22 protein-coding genes are annotated in these 19,925 nt (G+C 71.1%); 13 read left to right on the plus strand and 9 right to left on the minus strand.

Annotated elements, in window-relative coordinates; translation table 11 throughout:
- The first annotated feature begins 60 nt into the window (after positions 1-60).
- Together ACODT0_RS35185 and ACODT0_RS35190 are read left to right on the plus strand one after the other, a co-directional pair.
- On the plus strand, positions 61-408 hold the full coding sequence (locus ACODT0_RS35185; RefSeq protein ID WP_412179374.1) for a hypothetical protein: 348 nt from the start codon (positions 61-63) through the stop codon (positions 406-408).
- Positions 405-1,190, plus strand: coding sequence for a zeta toxin family protein (locus ACODT0_RS35190; protein ID WP_489043363.1), 786 nt, complete (start codon positions 405-407; stop codon positions 1,188-1,190). The genes ACODT0_RS35185 and ACODT0_RS35190 overlap by 4 nt, the downstream gene beginning before the upstream one ends.
- Before the next feature lie 18 nt (positions 1,191-1,208).
- Here ACODT0_RS35190 and ACODT0_RS35195 read toward each other — a convergent pair whose 3' ends face one another.
- Together ACODT0_RS35195 and ACODT0_RS35200 are read right to left on the minus strand one after the other, a co-directional pair.
- Positions 1,209-2,141, minus strand: coding sequence for an AraC family transcriptional regulator (locus tag ACODT0_RS35195; protein ID WP_208507556.1), 933 nt, complete (start codon positions 2,139-2,141; stop codon positions 1,209-1,211).
- 5 nt (positions 2,142-2,146) lie between these two features.
- Entirely contained in the window at positions 2,147-3,049 is a 903-nt protein-coding gene (locus tag ACODT0_RS35200; RefSeq protein WP_057592353.1) for a LysR substrate-binding domain-containing protein, read from the minus strand.
- Positions 3,050-3,225: 176 nt separating this feature from the next.
- Between ACODT0_RS35200 and ACODT0_RS35205 the strand changes: the two genes are divergently transcribed.
- From ACODT0_RS35205 to ACODT0_RS35215, 3 genes are all read left to right on the plus strand, one after another.
- Entirely contained in the window at positions 3,226-4,425 is a 1,200-nt protein-coding gene (locus ACODT0_RS35205; protein ID WP_296732768.1) for an acyl-CoA dehydrogenase, read from the plus strand.
- 66 nt (positions 4,426-4,491) lie between these two features.
- Complete coding sequence (locus ACODT0_RS35210; RefSeq protein ID WP_489043364.1) at positions 4,492-5,724, plus strand: CaiB/BaiF CoA transferase family protein; 1,233 nt, start codon at positions 4,492-4,494, stop codon at positions 5,722-5,724.
- Between the two features lie 13 nt (positions 5,725-5,737).
- On the plus strand, positions 5,738-6,178 hold the full coding sequence (locus tag ACODT0_RS35215) for a VOC family protein (protein WP_489043365.1): 441 nt from the start codon (positions 5,738-5,740) through the stop codon (positions 6,176-6,178).
- Here ACODT0_RS35215 and ACODT0_RS35220 read toward each other — a convergent pair.
- Both ACODT0_RS35220 and ACODT0_RS35225 read right to left on the minus strand, forming a co-directional pair.
- Positions 6,175-6,630, minus strand: a complete 456-nt coding sequence (locus ACODT0_RS35220) for a CopD family protein (RefSeq protein ID WP_057592357.1) — start codon at positions 6,628-6,630, stop codon at positions 6,175-6,177. The genes ACODT0_RS35215 and ACODT0_RS35220 overlap by 4 nt on opposite strands.
- Positions 6,631-6,685: 55 nt before the next feature.
- Positions 6,686-7,648 carry a LysR family transcriptional regulator gene (locus tag ACODT0_RS35225; protein WP_261212253.1) on the minus strand — a complete coding sequence of 321 codons (963 nt, stop codon included), beginning with the start codon at positions 7,646-7,648 and terminating at the stop codon, positions 6,686-6,688.
- Positions 7,649-7,785: 137 nt separating this feature from the next.
- On the opposite strand from ACODT0_RS35225, the gene ACODT0_RS35230 reads away from it, so the two are divergent.
- The 3 genes from ACODT0_RS35230 to ACODT0_RS35240 are packed head-to-tail and all read left to right on the plus strand — an operon-like array spanning position 7,786 to position 11,697.
- On the plus strand, positions 7,786-9,123 hold the full coding sequence (locus ACODT0_RS35230; RefSeq protein ID WP_296732753.1) for a DUF3100 domain-containing protein: 1,338 nt from the start codon (positions 7,786-7,788) through the stop codon (positions 9,121-9,123).
- A 20-nt stretch (positions 9,124-9,143) separates the two neighbouring features.
- A complete protein-coding gene (locus ACODT0_RS35235; RefSeq protein ID WP_489043366.1) occupies positions 9,144-10,313 on the plus strand; it encodes a M20 aminoacylase family protein in 1,170 nt (389 codons plus the stop codon).
- A 4-nt stretch (positions 10,314-10,317) separates the two neighbouring features.
- Positions 10,318-11,697 (plus strand): L-serine ammonia-lyase, encoded by a 1,380-nt coding sequence (locus ACODT0_RS35240; RefSeq protein WP_413764582.1) that lies wholly within the window; start codon positions 10,318-10,320, stop codon positions 11,695-11,697.
- A gap of 17 nt (positions 11,698-11,714) precedes the next feature.
- Here ACODT0_RS35240 and ACODT0_RS35245 read toward each other — a convergent pair whose 3' ends face one another.
- Both ACODT0_RS35245 and ACODT0_RS35250 read right to left on the minus strand, forming a co-directional pair.
- Positions 11,715-12,314, minus strand: coding sequence for a VOC family protein (locus tag ACODT0_RS35245; protein WP_489043367.1), 600 nt, complete (start codon positions 12,312-12,314; stop codon positions 11,715-11,717).
- Positions 12,311-13,186: a fumarylacetoacetate hydrolase family protein gene (locus ACODT0_RS35250; RefSeq protein ID WP_489043368.1), complete on the minus strand. Its 876-nt coding sequence runs from the start codon at positions 13,184-13,186 to the stop codon at positions 12,311-12,313. Before ACODT0_RS35250 ends, ACODT0_RS35245 begins: the two co-directional genes overlap by 4 nt.
- A gap of 105 nt (positions 13,187-13,291) precedes the next feature.
- Between ACODT0_RS35250 and ACODT0_RS35255 the strand changes: the two genes are divergently transcribed.
- From ACODT0_RS35255 to ACODT0_RS35270, 4 genes are all read left to right on the plus strand, one after another.
- Positions 13,292-14,209 (plus strand): LysR substrate-binding domain-containing protein, encoded by a 918-nt coding sequence (locus ACODT0_RS35255; RefSeq protein ID WP_489043369.1) that lies wholly within the window; start codon positions 13,292-13,294, stop codon positions 14,207-14,209.
- Positions 14,210-14,269: 60 nt separating this feature from the next.
- Positions 14,270-15,109, plus strand: a complete 840-nt coding sequence (locus tag ACODT0_RS35260) for an isocitrate lyase/PEP mutase family protein (protein WP_489043370.1) — start codon at positions 14,270-14,272, stop codon at positions 15,107-15,109.
- A gap of 5 nt (positions 15,110-15,114) precedes the next feature.
- Positions 15,115-15,702 (plus strand): uracil-DNA glycosylase family protein, encoded by a 588-nt coding sequence (locus ACODT0_RS35265; RefSeq protein WP_057592366.1) that lies wholly within the window; start codon positions 15,115-15,117, stop codon positions 15,700-15,702.
- Positions 15,703-15,786: 84 nt separating this feature from the next.
- A complete protein-coding gene (locus tag ACODT0_RS35270; protein WP_208511139.1) occupies positions 15,787-16,188 on the plus strand; it encodes a RidA family protein in 402 nt (133 codons plus the stop codon).
- Between the two features lie 7 nt (positions 16,189-16,195).
- Here the strand turns inward: ACODT0_RS35270 and ACODT0_RS35275 are convergent, their stop codons facing one another.
- Both ACODT0_RS35275 and ACODT0_RS35280 read right to left on the minus strand, forming a co-directional pair.
- Positions 16,196-17,905, minus strand: a complete 1,710-nt coding sequence (locus ACODT0_RS35275; protein WP_489043371.1) for a hypothetical protein — start codon at positions 17,903-17,905, stop codon at positions 16,196-16,198.
- A 54-nt stretch (positions 17,906-17,959) separates the two neighbouring features.
- Positions 17,960-18,181: a DUF1127 domain-containing protein gene (locus ACODT0_RS35280; protein ID WP_057598545.1), complete on the minus strand. Its 222-nt coding sequence runs from the start codon at positions 18,179-18,181 to the stop codon at positions 17,960-17,962.
- Between the two features lie 110 nt (positions 18,182-18,291).
- On the opposite strand from ACODT0_RS35280, the gene ACODT0_RS35285 reads away from it, so the two are divergent.
- Entirely contained in the window at positions 18,292-19,182 is an 891-nt protein-coding gene (locus ACODT0_RS35285) for a LysR family transcriptional regulator (RefSeq protein ID WP_489043372.1), read from the plus strand.
- A gap of 6 nt (positions 19,183-19,188) precedes the next feature.
- Here the strand turns inward: ACODT0_RS35285 and ACODT0_RS35290 are convergent, their stop codons facing one another.
- Positions 19,189-19,833 (minus strand): ANTAR domain-containing response regulator, encoded by a 645-nt coding sequence (locus ACODT0_RS35290; RefSeq protein ID WP_261212271.1) that lies wholly within the window; start codon positions 19,831-19,833, stop codon positions 19,189-19,191.
- Between the last annotated feature and the right edge of the window lie 92 nt (positions 19,834-19,925).

A 19,925-nucleotide genomic window follows, 5' to 3' on the forward strand; every position in this document is an offset into this window, starting at 1 on the left:
CGGCACGGTTTTGCCGCTTCCTTGCGGCAGTCATCCGGCCTTTTGAGCGATCATCCGGCCATGGCGCGCGAAAAACCCACTCCACACGAGAACCCGGCCGGGCAATTGGTGCAGGGGCGTTCCGTTGCCGCGCTGGGACGCGGCATGGCATTGGTCAAGGTCGGCAAGTCGCCGCGTCCGGTCGTTCGTCCCGAAGACAAGACCACGGTGCTGTTGAAGAAGGCGGCTCGCGCACTCGGCAAGCCCGGCATCGATCGGTCGGAAGTCTTTCGCGGGCCGAACGCGGCCAAGGTCTACGCCTATTCCGCCTACCCCCAGGACCTGAGCAAGGTCGTGCGCGAGGCGGCCGATGGCACCAAGGTCATCGGCCGCATGGTCGATGGCAGGTTCCGCGCCAGCAAGGCGTGAGTCGCCGCCCACCCCGGCTCGAGAAGCTGCTGGCGCAGACGCAGGGGCCGCGTCCGGTGGCGTTCGTGCTGGCTGGCCACAACGGGTCCGGCAAATCGACACTCTGGTATTCGCGCCTCGCGGAATCGCTGCGCATGCCGCTGGTCAACGCCGACCGCATGATGATGTCCATCCTGCCGGATGCCGACCCGCTCACGGGGCGCATCCCGGCGTGGGCCGAACGCCTGCGCGACGATGACGAGCGGTGGCAGGCGCTGTCCCAGAAAGGCGTGCGCGCCTTCAAGAGCCTGGTGATGGACCAGCGCATGCCCTTCGCGTTCGAGACGGTCTTCTCCCACTGGAAGCCGCTGCCCGGCGGCAGTCACGAGTCGAAGGCGGACGACATCCGTGCCATGCAGGAGGCGGGCTATTTCGTCGTGCTGCTCTTCGTCGGACTGGTCTCGGTCGACATGTCCGTCTTTCGCGTGAGCACGCGCAAGCAGCAAGGCGGCCACGATGTGGAGCGCAAGAAGTTGATCGAGCGTTTTCCACGCACGCAGGCGGCGGTCGGGCACGCGACGCAGATCGCGAACATGACGCTGATGTTCGACAACAGCCGCTCGGAAAAGAACGCCTTCGCGCTGGTGCGGGCCCAGGCTAAGAAAACGGTGTTGTTCGATGCGCGTGACACTCAATTCGACGTGGACCCCGAGCTTCGGGCGGTCTGCGATCCGTGGCTCGAGAAAGTCACGGGGCCGTTCAAGCCACCCCGCGCCCGACGACCGAAGACAGCCGTGCGGTGATTCCGGATCGGGAATGCCTCAGAGCGGCGCGATCGGAATGCAGATGTCGCACTCGAAGGCGTGCGTGTTGTCGTCGTAGGCGTAGCTCGCCGCGTAGTGCTCGAAGGCCGGCCGGTTGTCGAACTGGAAGCCGCTGCCCGGCAGCCAGTCGCGCAAGAGGCGGGTCCAGGCCGTGTTGATCTCGGCCGGCAGGCCGTGGAAGCGCAGCGCCGCATAGCGCCCGCCCGGCAGCACCGTTTTCTGGAAGCCGCCGTCGGGCACGAAGTCTTCGGGCACTTCCACGCAGGCGTCGTAGCGCGACTGCTCGGGCGGCGTGATGCTCGGGTCATCGTGGCTGATGCCGTAGCGCGCGCCCGACCACAGCCGGTGCCGGGTGATCCAGGGCGCCACCTGCTCGCCCCAGAACGCGCCCACGGGCGCGCCGAAGGGGCCCACGTAGCGCAGGTAGGCGATGGTGACGGGCGGGCGGATGATCAGTTCGACGTTCATGGGGGGCTCCGGGGAAGCAGCGCCGTCGGGATCGCGGCGCGGACCGGGCCCATTCTTCGTGAAGCCGTGCCGTTCGATCTGATCGGGATTGCTGTTCGCCTCGGGCAGCAGCGACCAGTCGTGGGCCGCGCGCCAGCTGCTGGGCGCGCTGCCGAAGCGGGCGCGGAAGGCGCGCGAGAAGGCCTCGCCCGAGCCGAAGCCGACCGACACCGCGGCCTCGAGCACCGACAGCCGCGGCTGCGTCGCGAGCCGCAGCGCGGCGACCTCGAGCCGGCGCCGGCGCACGTAGTCACCGAGCGTCTCGCCGGCCCAGGCCGCGAACAGCCGGTGGAAATGGAAGGCCGAGAAATGCGCGACGTCGGCCAGCTCCGCGAGGTCGAGCGGGCGCTCGAGGTGGTCGTCGATGTGCGTCACCACCTTGTGCATGCGCCATTCGTATTCGGAGCGGCTGTCGCGCGGCATCGGCTTCAACCCTGGCGGGCCTGTTCGAGCAGCCAGTCGCTGAAGAACTTCAAGAGCGGCCGCTGGTCGGCGCGCTCGGGCGTCACGAGGTAGTAGGCGCGCTCGCCCGCGAGCGGCCGCGGGCAGGCCACCACCAGCTCGCCGCGCGCGAGTTCGTCGGCCACCAGCATGGTCGGCATCAGCGCCACGCCCAGGCCCTGCGAGGCGGCCGCGGCCAATATCGAGAACAGCTCGTAGCGCGGGCCGCCGCGCGCGTTGGGCGCGTCGACCTGCTGCGCATCGAACCACTGGCGCCAGCCGTCGGGCCGCGTGCTCTGCTGCAGCAGCGGCATGTGCGCGATGGCCGTGGGCGAGACCGGCTTGCCGCGCGGCAGCAGCGCGGGGCTGCAGACCGGCACCACGTCCTCCTGCATCAGCGGCAGCGCGTGCGTGCCGGCCCAGTTCTGCACCTGCGCCACCGTGCCCGCGTAGAGCGCGGCGTCGAACTCCGCGTCGGCGAACAGGAAGGGCCGGGTGCGCGTCTCGATGTGCACCACCACGTCGGGCTGCAGCGCCGCGAAGCCCTTGAGCCGCGGCATCAGCCAGCGCGTGGCGAAGGTGGGCACGGCCGCCAGCGACAGCGAGCCGCCCTCGCCCTGGTGCGCCATCGCGTCGAGCGTGTCGCGCTCCATCGCCTCGAGCCGCTTGGCGGTCTGCCGCGCATAGGCCGCGCCGCTCGCGGTCAGCGCCACGCCGTGGCGCGTGCGGCGGAACAGCGCCACGCCGAGGAAGGCCTCGAGCGTGCCGATCTGGCGCGACACCGCGCTCTGGGTGAGCGCGAGTTCCTGCGCGGCGCGCGTGTAGCTCTCGTGGCGCGCGGCCGCGTCGAAGCACACGAGGGTCTGCAGGGGCGGGATCTTGCGGCGCATGTATGCCGCGAGTGTATGACTGGCGAAGGGCTTTCATCAATGAAAGCACGGTTCCGGCAACGCCCAAGACATTCTGGATCCGCATATCTGGGTGAGGATTCATCGTTTGCGCCGCGCCCTCTGCCTCGCTAGGATCGGCCGATCCCCCTCTTTTCCCCTTTTCCGGAGACAGCCGCATGGCCGCCAAAGCTTCCTTCCACTGGGACGACCCCTTCCTGCTCGACCAGCAGCTCACCGACGACGAGCGCATGATCCGCGACGCGGCCAATGCCTACTGCCAGGAGCGCCTGGCACCGCGCGTGCTCGAGGGCTTCCGCACCGGCGAGACCGACCCGGCGATCTTCCGCGAGATGGGTTCGCTGGGCCTGCTGGGCCCGACGATCCCCGAGCAGTACGGCGGCCCCGGCCTCAACTACGTGGCCTATGGCCTGATCGCGCGCGAGGTCGAGCGCGTCGATTCGGGCTATCGCTCGATGGCCAGCGTGCAGAGCTCGCTCGTGATGGTGCCGATCTTCGAATTCGGCTCCGAGGGCCAGAAGCAGAAGTTCCTGCCCAAGCTCGCCACCGGCGAATGGATCGGCTGCTTCGGCCTGACCGAGCCCGACCATGGTTCCGACCCCGGCAGCATGGCCACGCGCGCCAAGAAGGTGCCGGGCGGCTACGCGCTCACCGGCAGCAAGATGTGGATCAGCAATTCGCCGATCGCCGACGTGTTCGTGGTCTGGGCCAAGGAAGTCAGCGAGAGCGGCGCCGTCGGCCCGATCCGCGGCTTCGTGCTCGAGAAGGGCATGAAGGGCCTGAGCGCCCCGGCGATCCACGGCAAGGTCGGCCTGCGCGCCAGCATCACCGGCGAGATCGTGATGGACAACGTGTTCTGCCCCGAGGAGAACGCCTTCCCCGAGGTGCAGGGCCTCAAGGGTCCGTTCACCTGCCTCAACAGCGCCCGCTACGGCATCTCGTGGGGCGCGCTCGGCGCCGCCGAGGACTGCTGGCACCGCGCGCGCCAGTACACGCTGGACCGCAAGCAGTTCGGCCGCCCGCTGGCCGCCAACCAGCTGATCCAGAAGAAGCTGGCCGACATGCAGACCGAGATCTCGCTGGGCCTGCTGGGCAGCCTGCGCCTGGGCCGCATGAAGGATGAAGGCACGGCCGCGGTCGAGATCACCTCGATCATGAAGCGCAACAACTGCGGCAAGGCCCTCGACATCGCCCGCCTGGCGCGCGACATGATGGGCGGCAACGGCATCAGCGACGAGTTCGGCGTGGCGCGCCACCTCGTGAACCTCGAGGTCGTGAACACCTACGAAGGCACGCACGACATCCATGCGCTGATCCTGGGCCGTGCCATCACCGGCATCGCCGCGTTCGCCAACTGAAAACGGACAGCCGAACGCGGAAGGAAGATCCAAGCGACTTCCGCGTTCTGCCCCCGCATTCCCGACATGACCCAAGCAGCCCTCGACGGCATCAAGGTTCTCGATCTGTCCCGCGTGCTCGCGGGCCCGTGGTGCACGCAGATCCTCGCGGACCTGGGCGCCGATGTCGTCAAGATCGAGCGTCCCGGCGTCGGCGACGACACCCGCACCTGGGGCCCGCCCTTCGTGAAGGACGCGAACGGCAACGACAGCGACCAGGCCAGCTACTTCACCGCCTGCAACCGCAACAAGCGCTCGGTCACCATCGACATGGCCACGCCCGACGGCCAGGCGCTGCTCAGGCAGATGGCGGCGCAGGCCGACGTGGTGGTGGAGAACTTCAAGACCGGCGGCCTGAAGCAGTACGGCCTCGACCAGGAGACGCTGCGCCGTGCCAACCCGCGGCTCATCTACTGCAGCGTCACCGGCTTCGGCAACGACGGCCCCTATGCCGAGCGCGCGGGCTACGACCTGATGATCCAGGCCATGACCGGCATGATGAGCATCACCGGCCGCCCCGACGGCGAGCCCGGCGGCGGCCCGTTGCGCGTGGGCGTCGCGCTCACCGACATCTTCACCGGCGTCTACGCGAGCACCGCGATCCTCGCCGCGCTGCAGGTGCGGCACCGCACTGGCGAAGGCCAGCACATCGACATGGCGCTGCTCGACGTGGGCATGGCGATCCTCGCCAACCAGGCCAGCGCCTTCCTCAACACCGGCAAGGCGCCGGCGCGCCAGGGCAACACCCATCCGAGCCTCGCGCCCTATCAGGACTTCCCGACGCTGGATGGCGCGATGCTGCTGGCGATCGGCAACAACGGCCAGTTCGCGCGCTTCTGCGAGGCCGCGGGCCAGCCCGGCTGGGCCAGCGACGCGCGCTTCGCGAGCAACACCCTGCGCGTGAAGCACCGCGGCGTGCTGATCCCGATGATGGAGGAGCTCACGCGCACGCGCACCACGGCCGACTGGGTCGCGCTGCTCGAGGACAAGGCCGTGCCCTGCGGCCCGATCAACGACATCGCGCAGGCCTTCGACGATGCGCAGGTCAAGGCGCGCGGCCTCGCGGTCACGCTGCCGCGCGACGCGGGCGACGGCATCACGGCCATCACCGGCGTGGCGAGCCCGCTGCGCCTGTCGGCCACGCCGCCGGTGCTGCGCCGTGCGCCGCCCGCGCTGGGCCAGCACACGCGTGAGGTGCTCGGCGAGCTGGGCATCGACGCGGCGCGTTTCGAGGCGTTGCGCGCCGCGGGCGTGGTCTGACACACTGGCGGGCATGACCCGCCCGCACGATCCTTCCGATGCCGCGCCGTTCGCGCTGCGGCGCATCGATCACCTGGTGCTGCGCGTGCGCGATGCCGAGCGTTCCATCGCCTTCTATGTCGGCGTGCTCGGCTGCACGGTCGACAAGCGGCGCGACGACCTCGGCCTGGTGCACCTGCGCGCGGGCGCAAGCCTGATCGACCTCGTCGCGCACGACGGCAAGCTGGGCCGCGCGGGTGGTGCGCTGGCCGGCCGCGAGGGCCGCAACCTCGACCACCTGTGCCTGCGCATCGAGCCCTTCGACGAGGCCGCGATCCGCGAGCGCATGGCGCGCCATGGCGTCGAGGTCGATGGCGAGGTGCAGAACAACTACGGGGCCGAGGGCACGGGGCCCTCGATCTATCTGCGCGACCCCGACGGCAACGGCGTCGAGCTCAAGGGGCCAGCGGCCTAACCGCGCCCGAGCACCGCGACCGCGAACACCGCCACGCCCAGCACCAGGTTCAGGCTCACGAGCTTGCGCACCAGGTCGAGCCGGCCCGCGGCCACCGGCCAGGCGCCGTCGTCGACCGCGCGCCGCATCGCGCGGAATACCGAGGCGCGGATGTAGACGTAGATCGCGGCCATCACGATCGCGATGCCCATCATCGCCTCGACGCGCCAGTGCACGCCGCGGAAGCCGCCCGTGGCCAGGATCATCGCCACGCCCGTCACGAACAGCAGCGTGACCGAGGCATCGACCCCGACGAAGAAGCGCCGCAGGGTCGCGGCCATCATGCGCAGGCGCAGCGGCGGCTCGAGCGTGGCGACGGCGGCCGGGCGCACCGCGAAGTGCATGAGGGCCATGCCGCCGACCCAGAAGGCGGCGCACAGCAGGTGGACGAAGAGCGGGAGCAGGTAGGACATGGCGGCGATCAGACCACCGAAGCCCGCCGCGCGCAACGATCTCCCCGCGCGCCCCTCAGCCCGCGCGCGCGCGTGGCGCCGGCTTGCGAACCTTGGCCGGCCCGGCGTCCGCGTAGCGCTTCATGTCGCGCACCACGCAGCGCAGCAGCTCGGCCGCGGCCGGCGACAGCAGGCGTCCGTGGCGCGACACGATGTGCGAGCGGCCCTGCGACAGCAGCGGGTTCTTCATCGGCAGCTCGATCAGCTCGGGGTGGTCGGCATTCGGCGTCAGCGAGATCCGCGTGCCCAGCGTGTAGCCCAGCCCGGCCGAGACGAAATGGCCGAGCGCGCTGAACGAGGTGGTGGTCAGCACCGAAGGCAGCCGCACGCCCTCGCTGATCTCGGCTGCCTCGATGTGCTGGCGCACGCCGAAGTTGCGGTGCAGCGTGGCGCCCGGGTAGGGCAGCAGGTCGGCGAGCTTGAGCGGCCGGCCCAGTTGCGCGAGCGGATGCGAGCGCAGCACCAGCGCCTGGATCGGCTGCGGATGCGACTGGTGCGAGGTCAGCCGCTCGTCCCGCGGCGGCTGGAACAGCATGCCGATGTGGGCGCGCTCCTCGACCACGCGGCGCACGATCTCGTCGGTGCTGGCCACGTCGAGGTCGATGGTGATCTTCGGATGCGTGGTCATGAACTCGCGCAGGCTGTGGCGCATCAGCCAGTCCACATAGCCCTCGCCCGCCACGATGTCGATGTGGCCGCGCTCGATCTTGCGGATGCTGTCCATCTGCGCCATCAGGTGCTGCTTCTGGCTGTTCTGCCGGCGCACGTAGCCGGCCAGCATCTCGCCCGCGTCGGTGGGCACCACGCCGCGGCCATGGCGCTCGAGCAGCGGCACGCCGCACTCCTGCTCGAGGATGCCGATCGCGCGGCTGACGGCCGAGGGGTCCATGTCGAGCACGTCGGCCGCGCCGCGCACCGAGCCGCTGTCGAGCACCTGCATGAAGTAGCGCACGCGGCGCGTGTCGAGCCTGTCGTCCATGCCCGGTCTCCTGAGTGTTGCATTCAATGCATCGAATATCCCGATTTGCGGTCATTGATGCAATAGGCCTACATGGAGAAACTCGCCGCCATCCGCCAGCAAAGGCTTCACCCACGGCTCCAGACCGACGCCCCACCATGACCTCCGCCGCCTCCGTTCCCGTCACGGCCGCGCCCTCCGGCGCTTCCGGAAAACTCAAGCTCGTGGCCGTCACGCTGGCCATCGTGGCCGTGGCCGAGCTGGTCGGCCCGGTGCAGTTCAGCGTCGGCCCGGGCAAGGTGGCGCTGCTGCCGATGCTGTGGGCGCTGCTGATCGCCGCGGCCTGGGGCATCGCGTACCGCCGCGTGCCGGGCGTGGCGCGCGTCGCCACCGCCGAGCAGTCCTTCGCGGGCGGCCTGCTCAACGCCGGCCTGCTGCTGTTCGTGGTGAAGCTGGGCCTCACGGTCGGCGCCGCGCTGCCGCAGGTCAAGCAGGCCGGCTGGGCGCTGCTGTTCCAGGAGTTCGGCCATGCGCTCGGCACCCTGGCGCTGGGCCTGCCGCTGGCGCTGCTGCTGGGCATCAAGCGCGAGGCCGTGGGCGCCACCTTCTCGGTGGGGCGTGAGGGCAACCTCGTGATCATCGGCGAGAAGTACGGCATGGCCTCGCCCGAGGGCCGCGGCGTGCTGGCCGAATACATCACCGGCACCGTGCTGGGCGCGCTGTTCATCGCGGTGCTGGCGGGCTTCATCGCCAGCCTGCACGTCTTCGATCCGCGCTCGCTGGCCATGGGCGCCGGCGTGGGCTCGGGCAGCCTGATGGCGGCCGCGCTCGGCGCCATCGCCGCGCAGCAGCCGGCCGAGATGCTGCCGCAGCTCACGGCCATCGCCGCCGCCTCGAACCTGCTGACCACGGTCGCGGGCTTCTACTTCACGCTGTTCCTCTCGCTGCCGCTGTGCTCGTGGCTCTACGGCAAGCTCGAGCCGGTGCTGGGCCGCTTCTCGAAGCGCGGCGCGACCGATGCGGGCACCTCCGCCATGTCGCAGGTCAGCGTGGCGCATGGCGGCGCGCTGCCGCTGCGCGACACGCTGATCGCCTGGGCCGTGGTGGGCGGCGGCGTGCTGATCGGCAACTCGCTGACCTACAAGGTGCCGCTCCTGGTCTCGCTCGAGGGCATGCTGGCCGTGGTGGCGATCGCGCTGGCGGTCGAGGGCCTCAAGCGCCTGGTGCCGCGCCTGCCGATGGTGCTGGTGCTGTCGGTGGTGGCCACGGTGGTGGGCATCCCGGGGCTGCTGCCGTTCTCCGACGCGCTGATCGCGCTCACCGCCAAGCTCAACTTCCTGGCCTTCACCACGCCGGTGCTCGCGCTGGCCGGCTTCTCGGTCGCGAAGGACCTGCCGGTGTTCCGCCAGCTCGGCTGGCGCATCGTGGTGGTGTCGCTGACCGCCACGGCCGGTACCTTCCTCGGCGCTACCCTGATCGCCGAATTCTTCCACTGACCCCACGAGAGAACCCCACCATGTACCGCGACCCCGAAATCGCCGAAGACACCCGCGCGCGCATGCAGGCCTGGCGCCGCGACATCCACGCCAATCCCGAGACCGCGTTCGAGGAGCACCGCACCGCCAACGTGGTCGCCAATGCGCTGATGTTGATGGGCCTGCCGGTGCACCGCGGCCTGGCCGGCACCGGCGTGGTCGGCACGCTTTCGAACGGCGACGGTCCGAGCATCGCGCTGCGCGCCGACCTCGACGCGCTCAACATGCAGGAGCTGGGAACGCAGGCCCATGCCTCGAAGTGCGTGGGCAAGATGCACGCCTGCGGCCACGACGGCCACACCGCGATGCTGCTCGGCGCGGCCGAGCACCTGTCGCGCCACAAGCCCTTCAAGGGCACGGTGCACTTCGTGTTCCAGCCGGCCGAGGAGAACGAGGGCGGCGGCCGCGTGATGGTCGAGGAAGGCCTGTTCGACCAGTTCCCCGCCGATGCCGTCTACGGCATGCACAACTTCCCGAGCCTGCCGCGCGGCCGCTTCGCGATCCGCAAGGGCACCATGACGGCCTACCTCGACACCTTCGAGATCGTGGTCACCGGCAAGGGTAGCCATGGCGCCATGCCCGAGACCGGCATCGACTCGGTGGTGGTCGCCGCGCAGCTCATCAATGCGCTGCAGACCATCGTGAGCCGCCGCACCGGCGCCACCGACTCGGCCGTGGTCAGCGTCACGCAGATCCATGGCGGCGACACCTGGAACGTGATCCCCGAGACCGTGGTGCTGCGCGGCACCGTGCGCACGCTCGACGCCGCGATCCAGGACAAGACCCAGGCCGCGATGCAGCAGATCTGCGAGGGCGTGGCCACCACCCACGGCGCGAAGGTGGCGCTCGACTACCGCCGCGGCTATCCGGGTGTGGTCAACACGCCGGCCGAGACCGATGCCGCGATCGCCGCGGCCGCCAGCCTGGTCGAGCGCGAACAGGTGCTGACCGACATCCCGCCGGCCATGGGCTCGGAGGACTTCGCCTTCATGCTGCAGAAGCGCCCGGGCGCCTACATCGGCATCGGCGCGGGCGAGGGCCCGAACGATCCGAACGTCCACAACCCCTACTACGACTTCAACGACAACATCCTGCCGCTGGGCGCGGCCTACTGGGTGGCACTGGTCAAGCAGCAGCTTCCGGCCGCATGATGCGCTGATGCTGTCCGCCTTCGACATCTTCAAGATCGGCATCGGGCCCTCGAGCTCGCACACCGTGGGCCCGATGCGCGCGGCGCTGCTGTTCGCGCGCTCGCTCGAGCAGCGGGGCCTGCTCGCGCGCGTCGCGCGATTGCGCGTCGACCTGTTCGGCTCGCTCGGCGCCACCGGCCACGGCCATGCGACCGACCAGGGCGTGATCCTCGGCCTGTTCGGCGACGCGCCCGACACGGTGCGACCCGAGACCGTGCAGCCGCGGCTCGAGGCGCTGCGCCGCACCGGCACGCTGATGCTGCTCGGCACCACGCCGATCGCCTTCGACCGCGTGCGCGACATCGTGTTTCGCGGCGAGGAGTCGCTGCCCGAGCATCCCAACGCGATGCGCTTCACCGCCTTCGCCACCGACGATGCGGTGCTCGCCGAGGGCAGCTATTTCTCGGTCGGCGGCGGCTTCGTCGTCGAGGGCGGCCAGGCCGTGGCCCAGACCGCGGCGGTGGCGGTGCCGCATCCGTTCTCGACGGGCGACGAACTGATGGCGCAATGCCGGGAGAACGGCCTCTCGGTGGCCGCGCTGGTGCTGCGCAACGAATGCGCCTGGCGCCCCGAGGCCGAGGTGCGCGCGGGCCTGCTGCGCATCTGGGGCGTGATGCAGCAGTGCGTGCAGCGCGGCTTCGGCATCGACAACCCGCTGGCCGCCCAAGCGCTGCCCGGCCCGCTGCGCATGCGCCGGCGCGCGGGCGAGCTGCACCGCGAGCTGCTGGCGCAGGCCGGCGCGGCCGATCCGCTCGCGGCCATGGACTGGGTCAATGCCTTCGCGATGGCCGTGAACGAGGAGAACGCGGCCGGCGGCCGCGTGGTGACCGCGCCCACCAACGGCGCGGCCGGCGTGGTGCCGGCCGTGATGCACTACTACCAGCGCTTCGTGCCGAATGCGAGCGACGCGGGCATCGTCGACTTCCTGCTCACGGCCGCGGCGATCGGCATGCTCTACAAGACCAACGCCTCGATCTCGGGCGCCGAGGTCGGCTGCCAGGGCGAGGTCGGCGTGGCCTGCTCGATGGCCGCCGGTGCGCTGGCCGCGGTGCTCGGCGGCACGCCGGCGCAGGTCGAGAACGCGGCCGAGATCGGCATGGAGCACAACCTCGGCCTGACCTGCGACCCGGTCGGCGGCATGGTGCAGATCCCCTGCGTGGAACGCAATGCGATGGGCGCGGTGAAGGCCATCAACGCGGCGCGCATGGCGCTGCGCGGCGACGGCAGCCACTATGTCTCGCTCGACGCCGTGATCCGCACCATGAAGCAGACCGGCGAGGACATGAAGTCGACCTACAAGGAGACTTCGCTCGGCGGGCTCGCGGTCAACGTGGTCGAGTGCTGAGCCCGCCCCACACCTTGTCAGGGCACGAACATGTCCCACGGCCCCTTGCCTACTGGCAGGCCGGGCCGCGCGGTCAGCGAGGCCAGCGGCTCGCCGGCCTCGAAGCGCGCGGCCAGGTCCGCGGGGTCGAACACCACGCCCATGAAGTTCTCGGCATAGGCACCGCCCGCGAAGAAGGCATCGACCTCGGCGGCGGTCTCGAACACGTCGTGCTGCAGCTCGAGCCGATGGCCGTCGGGGTCGCGGTAGTACATCGAGATCGTCGGCCCGTGGTTGATGCACCAGTAGGGCACGATGCCGAGCGCGGCCAGCCGACGGTGGTTGGCGAGCAGCGCGGCCAGCGAGCCGTAGGTGAAGGCGATGTGCTCGAGCCCGGTGTTCGCATCGGCCTCGCGGCCGAGGTCGGGGCGCGCGATCAGGCCGATGCGGTGGTGCTCGTCGTCGTAGCTCAGGAAGCACAGCATCTCGTTCTCGAAGGCCACGCGCGCCTGCAGCACCGCGAGGTACCAGGCGCGCGAACGCGCGAGCTCGGCCACGCGCAGCACCACGTGGGCGAGCTTCACGGGCCGCAGTGCGGAGGAGGCGAGGTCGGGCAGGGTGCGCTGGGGGGCGTTCATCGGGCGGTCTCCAGGGGTTCTTGCACCACGCGGTTCTCGATGTGGCCGATGCCCTCGATCTCCACGCGCACCACGTCGCCCGCCACCAGGTAGCGCGGCGGGTCCATCAGGCCGCCGACGCCGGCGGGGCTGCCGGTGCTCAGCACGTCGCCGGGCTCGAGCGTGAAGGCGGTGCTCAGCTCGACCAGCATGGCCTCGATGCGATGGATCATCCCGGCGGTGTTGCCGTCCTGGCGCAGCTCGCCGTTGACCCAGGTGCGCAGCCGCAGCGCATGCGGATCGGGAATCTCGTCGCGCGTCACCAGCCAGGGGCCGAAGGGGCCGTGGGTATCGAAGGACTTGCCCAGGGTGTGCGTGGGCGCGCGCAGCTGCCAGTCGCGCACGCTCATGTCGTTGATCACCACGTAGCCCGCGACCATGGCCATCGCTTCCTCGGCGCGCACATGGCGGCAGCGCCGGCCGATGACCACGCCGAGCTCGCCCTCGTAGTCGAACTGCGCCGACACGCGCGGCCGGTGCACCTCGTCGAAGGGGCCGGCCACGCACGACACCTGCTTGTTGAACCACACCTGTCCCGGCGGCCGCACGAGGCCCAGCTTCGCGGCCTCCTCGAGGTGCGAGGCGTAGTTGCCGCCGAGGCCGAGGAACTTGCGCGGCGCGGGCACCGGCGCCGCGAGCTTCACATCGGCCAGCGGCAGGCGCGGCGCCGTCTCGATGGCCGCGCGCAGCCAGGCCAGGCCCTCGTCGCCGCGCGCCAGCAGCTCGCGCACGCCGGCCGGCGCGCCGGGCAGGGCGCTGGCGTCGAGCACTTCGTCGTTTCGGACCACGCCGAAGCGAAGGGCTCCGCGGTGATGGAAGCTGGCGATTTTCATGGGCGTGGACATTGACCGATACGAGGCGATCGATGATGCTGATGGAACGAAGCGACAACAATCCGCCAAAAAAGAACGGATCGTTCTGCCAGCGGAACAGGAGACATGGACGATTTCAACGACCTCGCGCTGTTCGCGCACGTGGTGCAGCAGCAGGGCTTCAGCGCCGCGAGCCGGCACCTGGGCATTCCCAAGTCGCGCCTGAGCCGCCGCGTCGCGCAGCTCGAGGAACGGCTGGGCGTGCGGCTGTTGCAGCGCAGTTCGCGCCGGCTGCTGCTGACCCATGTCGGCGAGCAGTTCTACGAGCGCTGCCAGGCCACGGTGGCCGCGGGCGAGGAGGCCTTCGACGTGGTGCGCCAGGCCGTCGCGCGGCCGCAGGGGCCGCTGCGCGTGAGCGCGCCCTTCACGCTCGCGCAGTTCTGGCTCACGCCGCTGATCCCCGATTTCATGCGCGCCTTTCCCGAGGTGCGGCTCTCGCTGAAAGTGAGCCACCGGCGCGTCGATCCGCTGCAGGAGAACGTCGACGTGGTGCTGCGCGTGCGGCGCCCGCCGTTCGAGGATTCGAGCCTGGTCGCGCGGCCGCTGGGCCGCACGGTCGACGTGCTGCTCGCGAGCCCGGCGCTGCTCGAGCGCCTGGGCACGCCCGCGAGCCTCGACGACCTGGCCGCGTGGCCGATGCTCTCGCTGCCCGACACCGGCGAGCGCCACCTGTGGCGGCTGGAGCGCGGCAGGCAGGTGCACGAGCTGGGCTTCGTGCCGCGCCTGGTCACCGACGACATGTTCGCGCTCCGGCACGTGGCGCTGCAGGGCCTGGGCGTGGCGCTGCTGCCCGAGATCCTGTGCCGCGACGCGCTGCGCGAGGGCCGCCTGGTGCGCCTGTTTCCCGACTGGGCCTGCACCGCGAGCGAGATCCAGGCGGCCTTCGCCACGCGCCGCGGCATGCTGCCGGCGGTGCGCGCCTTCATCGACCACCTGCTGGCCCATCCGCCCGGCGCTTCGCAGCCGGGCGCTGGCTTATCCTGAACGGCTTCGCGCCCTTCGCCGCCCCGGCATCGAATTTCATCGAAAGAAGGAAGAGACTCCATGACCCCCACGAACCCTACCGTCGCCGAGAAACGCGCGGCCTTCCGCGCGCTGCATGCCCAGGGCTGCTTCGTCATCCCCAACCCGTGGGATACCGGCAGCGCGCGCTACCTCGAAGGCCTGGGCTACAAGGCGCTCGCCACCACCAGCTCGGGCTTCGCCTGGTCGCACGGCCAGGCCGACGGCGCCATCGCGCGCGACGCGGTGCTCGCGCACCTGCGCGAACTGGTGGCCGCGACCTCGCTGCCGGTCAATGCCGACTTCGAGAACGGCTTCGGCGCCGATCCGCAGGCCGTGGCCCGGAGCGTGCGGCTCGCGGTCGAGACCGGCGTGGCCGGCCTGTCGATCGAGGACTCGACCGGCAACGCCGATGCGCCGCTGTTCCCCATCGAGGTCGCGGTCGAGCGCATGCGCGCCGCGCGCGGCGCCATCGATGCGGCGGGCGGCGACACGCTGCTGATCGGTCGCGCCGAGAACTTCTTCGCCGGCCGGCCCGACCTCGACGACGCGATCGCGCGCCTCAGGGCCTATGCCGAGGCCGGCGCCGACTGCCTCTATGCGCCCGGCATCAAGACGCGCGAGCAGATCGCGGCCGTGGTCGCGGCGGTCGCGCCCAAGCCGGTGAACCTGCTGGTCGGCGCGACCAGCGAACTCACGATGAAGGACATCGAGGCGCTCGGCGTGCGCCGCGTCAGTGTGGGCGGCGCGATGGCGCGCGCGGCCTGGGGCGGATTCATCCGCGCCGCGCGCACGCTGGTCGACGAGGGGCGCTTCGACGGCTTCGCCGACGCCGCGCCCGGGGCCGAGCTCAACGCCTTCTTCAAGCCCTTCGGCCGCTGAAGCGCGTGGAGCCGCTGCTCGCCGAGATCCGCGCCTGCCGCGTCTGCGAGGTGCATCTGCCGCTGGGCCCGCGCCCGGTGGTGCAGGCCGGCGCGCAGGCGCGGCTGCTGATCGTCGGCCAGGCCCCGAGCATGACGGTGCACCGCACGGGCGTGCCCTGGGACGACCGCAGCGGCGACCAGCTGCGGCGCTGGCTCGGCGTGGAGCGCGAACTGTTCTACGACGCCTCGCGCATCGCGCTCGTGCCCATGGGCTTCTGCTACCCGGGCCGCGGCACCAGCGGCGACCTGCCGCCGCGCAAGGAGTGCGCGCCGCTGTGGCACGAGCGGCTGCTGGCGCAGATGCCGCGCGTCGAGCTCACGCTGCTGATCGGCCAGTACGCGCAGCGCCGCCACCTGGGCAGCCGGGCGCGCGACGGCGTGACCGAGACCGTGCGCGCCTTCGCGGAATTCGCGCCGCGCGTCATCCCGCTGCCGCATCCCTCGCCGCGCAACACCGGCTGGCAGCAGCGCCATCCGTGGTTCGAGAGCGAGGTGCTGCCGGTGCTGCGCGAGCGCGTGCGGCTGGCACTGGGCATGGGCACGGGCGGCTGAACGCTTCGTCGCGGGACGAAGCGTGCGGGGGACGAAGGCCGCACCATCGCGGCCATCGTCATCCACCGCAACAGAAGGACCCCCATGCCCGCGCGCGAAGTCATCCGTGTCGAACCCCTCTCCACCTGGCTCGATCGCTGGAAGGCACCGGCCTCCATCGTCACGCGCCATGGCGACACCGTCTATGTCTCGGGCCTGCCGCCCTTCGATCCCGAGACCGGGCAGGTGGCTGTCGGCGCCTCGGTCGAGCGGCAGGCCGAGCTGGTGCTCGAACAGCTGAAGCTGTGCCTGGAGACGGCGGGCTCGTCGCTCGCGAATGCGCTCAAGTGCAACGTGTACTGCACCTCGGCGGAGAAGTTCGCCGCGGTCAACGCGGTCTATGCGCGCTACTTTCCCGAGTCGCCGCCCGCGCGCATCTTCGTCTGCGTGCCGGCCTGGTTCGGGCCCTTCGACATCGAGATCGACTGCATCGCGGCGCGCGGCTGAGGCCGCTTCAGCGCGCGGCCTTCCTCGGCCGCGCCGCCGGCCGTCGCGGGGGCTTCGCCTCGAGCACCAGTTCGGCGGGCAGGCCGTCGTTCCACGACTCGGCGAAGTAGGCGCGGTCGCTGGGCACCAGCTGCGGCAGCGCTTCGCGCAAGGTGGCCAGCGAGCGCTCGGCCGCCTTCAGGTCGCCCGCATGGGCCGCGTACCACGCATGCTCGAACAGCAGGCTGCAATGCTGCAGGCCCGGGTAGCGGCGCCGGCCGGCCTGGTGGTCGGCCAGCCGTGCCTGCGCCACCTCGACCCAGCGCGCGGGCCAGTGCGTGGCGTCGAAGGCATCGGCGAGCGGACCGGCCAGCGCCGAGATCGCGGCCGGGTCGAGCGGTGCCTGGGCGCGGAACTGCGCGAGCGTGGGCCGGGGCTCGGCGCCGCAGTGGCCGCGCGCGATGCGCATCAGGTAGATCGCGTTCCAGGCCGAGCGGCCCTGGCCGTCGGCCTGGCCGCACAGCCATTCGCTGAAGGCGATCCACTGCACGGCATGGCGCGTGGTGTCGGACGCTGCCGAGGCATCGCCGCGCCGCTTCGGGCCGGCCGCCGGCGCCGAGGGGAGCGCGGGCAGCGCGAGGCCCACGCGGTCGAACAGCCACACCGCCATGCCGAGGTTGGCCGCCACGTGCTGGGCGGCATCGAAGGAGTGCGACTCGAAGGCCGCGGTCAGCGCGTCGCCGAAGCGGCGCAGCGATTCCTCGGCGAGCAGGCGGGCGGCCGGCGCATCCTCGGCCGCTAGCGCCAGCGCGCGCGAGCGGCAACCGAGTGCCCACAGGTTGCACCATTCGAAGCGCACGTCGGGATGGTGGCGCAGCACCACGCTGCGCGCCGGGTCGTCGGCCATGCCGCCGAGCAGCGACTGCGCCAGCGGCAGGTCGCGCGCGGTGTAGGCGCACCAGGCCGAGACGATGCATTCCATCGCGCCGAGGTAGTCGTTGCCCGCCACGTGGTGCGCGAGGCGCTGCTTCTTGAGCACCTCGAGCTGGCGACGCGCCTGTTCGTTGTCGCCGAGGCGGCGCCACAGCATGGCCTCGTTGAGGGTGACCAGCGCGCGCTGGAAGCCGCTGGCCGCGAGCGTGCCCGCGAGCCGTATCGACTCGAGCGCGCTCGGCTGGCCGGCGCCATCGCCGGCACCGGTGGCCACCGGCGTCATCAGCCGGCCCTGGCGCGCGGCCCGCTGCGCGGACACGAGCTGTTTCCAGAAGGCCGCGTCCTGCAGGTGCACCGCCTCGGGCGGCGCCGAGGCGCCGCCCGAAGCGCCCGTGCGTGCGCGCAGGCCGAGGAACGAGGCGATCTCGGCCGCGCTCGCGGCGCGCCCCTCGACCTCGCAGCGCACGCGCCGCGCCTCGGCCGGCGGCAGCCAGAACGGTCCCTGGCTGCGCCGCTCGGCGTTGAGGAAGCGCGGCTCGCGCGTGCTGTCCTCGCCCCAGCCGACCTCGATGCCCCAGGCCTTGAAGTCGCGGAAGGCACGGCTCACGACCATGCGCAGCGTGCTCGCGTCCGACACCTCGCCGCGCAGGTCGGCCAGCCGCACCATCGGGGTCTGGCTGTCGTGCGCATGGCGCATGCGCACCAGCAGCCACAGCGACTGGAAGGCCGCGCGCCGGCCGTCGACCGACTGCGGGGAAGTGAGCTCGACGACGAGCGGGGATGAAACGGAAGCGGGACTTGGCACGCCCCGCATTGGACCTCAAATCGAGGCCGCGGCAAGGGCCGGGGCGCGCTTCCTTCAGCTTGCGCGGTGGCCGTGCTCGCAGTGCGAGGGCGCGGGCTGCATCAGCCCCGGCAGCTCGCTGCGGCCGACGCCGAGGTCGCGCAGGTCGTGCTCGCTCATGCCGGCGAGCTGGCACGCATCGGCACGGGCCCGGCGGCGATTCGCCGCGTGCCGGCGCCAGCCGCGCAGGGCATGCAGAAGGCGTTGGCGAAAGCTCGGGGACGATGCGGTCTTCACGATGGGCTCCTGGGGGTTGCGGTGTCGGTGCGCTCATCTTCGGCGTCGCCGTGCTATTGTGGAAGTTGAGATTTCTGAGACTTCTCATCAGCTTTTCTGATTCGACGCCCATGCGCCACCTCAACCTCGACCAGCTGCGCACCCTGATCGCGATCGCCGACCTCGGCAGCTTCTCGGCCGCGGCGCAGGCGTTGCACCTCGCGCAGCCCACGGTCAGCCTGCATGTCTCCGAACTCGAGTCGCGGCTCGATGCCAAGCTGGTGGTGCGCGGCGCGCGCGGCATCACGCCCACGGCGGCCGGCGCGGCGCTGGTGGAGCGCGGGCGCAAGCTGCTGCGCGACACCGACGATGCGCTCGACGCGGTCAAGCGGCAGGCCGAGGGCCGCAGCGGCCGCGTGCGGCTGGGCACATCGACCGGCGTGGTGGTCGACCTGCTGCCGCAGGTCCTCGAGGCGCTGGGCGCGCAGGACGCGGGCATCGACGTCGAGGTGGCGATCCTCGGCTCGGGCGAGGCGCTGGCGCGGCTGGCCGCGGGCACGCTCGACATCGGCCTGGTGGCACTGCCGCAGCCGCCGCTGCGCGACCTGGTGTTCACGCCCTGGCGCACGCAGCCGATGATGGCCTTCGTGCCGCAGCGCACGAAGGCGCCCAGGCGCGTCACGCCGGCCTGGCTGGCCGGGCAGCCGCTGATCTTCAACGACGCGACCACCCACATGTACCGGCTCACGATGGAGTGGTTCGCGGCCGCGGGCTTCGCGCCGCGCGCGCGCATCGAGCTCAACTACGACGCGGCCATCCGCAGCCTGGTGGCGGCCGGCTATGGCGCCGCGCTGCTGCCGCTGCAGCCGACGACCGACGCGGCGCTCGGCGAGCGCCTGCAGGTCCTGCCGATCGTGCCAAAGCTCACGCGCCGCCTGGGCATCGCGCACCGGCCGCGCGCGCTGCTCGACGGCGCCACGCTGCGGGTGCTCGAGGTGCTGGCGGGGTTCCGCCAGACCTGAGAGGCTTTACGACGCCTCGGGCTTGCGCGCGCCGAGCGAGAGGATCTCGTTGGCGTTGACGATGGCGGCCGCGATCTCTTCCATGGTGGCGCGCTTGCTCATCGCCTGCTCGCGGATCAGGTCGTAGGCCTGGCCCTCCGACACGCCATGCGTCTTCATGAGAATCGCCTTGGCCTCCGCGAGTTGCCGCACGCCCAGCAGCTTGGCCTCGGTCTTGCGCAGGCGCCGCGCGAGCGAGCGGTTCTGCTTGTGCGCCTCGCGCGCCACCACCAGCGCCGACAACAGTCCGAAGGAGCGCACCGGCGAGGGCAGCACGGCCTTGGCGCCGATCTCGAGCACGGCCTCGACGATGGTCGGGTTCTCGTAGGTCACGACGGCGATGATGGCCGGCGCGTCCTCGCTCTTGGTCCACTCGAAGCGCAGGTTGATGAAGTCGGGCTGTACCGCCATGAAAGCCACGTCGATGCCCTCGGGCAGTGCCTGCACCGGCGGCCAGAAGGCCTGCACCTGGCAGCCGATGCGCTGCAGCTGCTGGGTGAGCTGACGGCCGTCGCTGTCGTCGGGGTGGATGACCGCGATCTTCAGCAGGCGCAGTTCTTTGAGCTGCGGTGGGGTCACGCGCAGGGTGTGTCTCTTGGGGGGGCTTTCCACTTTCAGGCCTCTTGTTGTTGGTCTTGAGGCTTTTGTTCGGGGCGCGTGCACAGGACAGCGGGTACTTCCCTCCGCGAATGTCCCCCGCCTTC

The sequence above is a fragment of the Variovorax sp. FG153 genome, assembly GCF_057809595.1.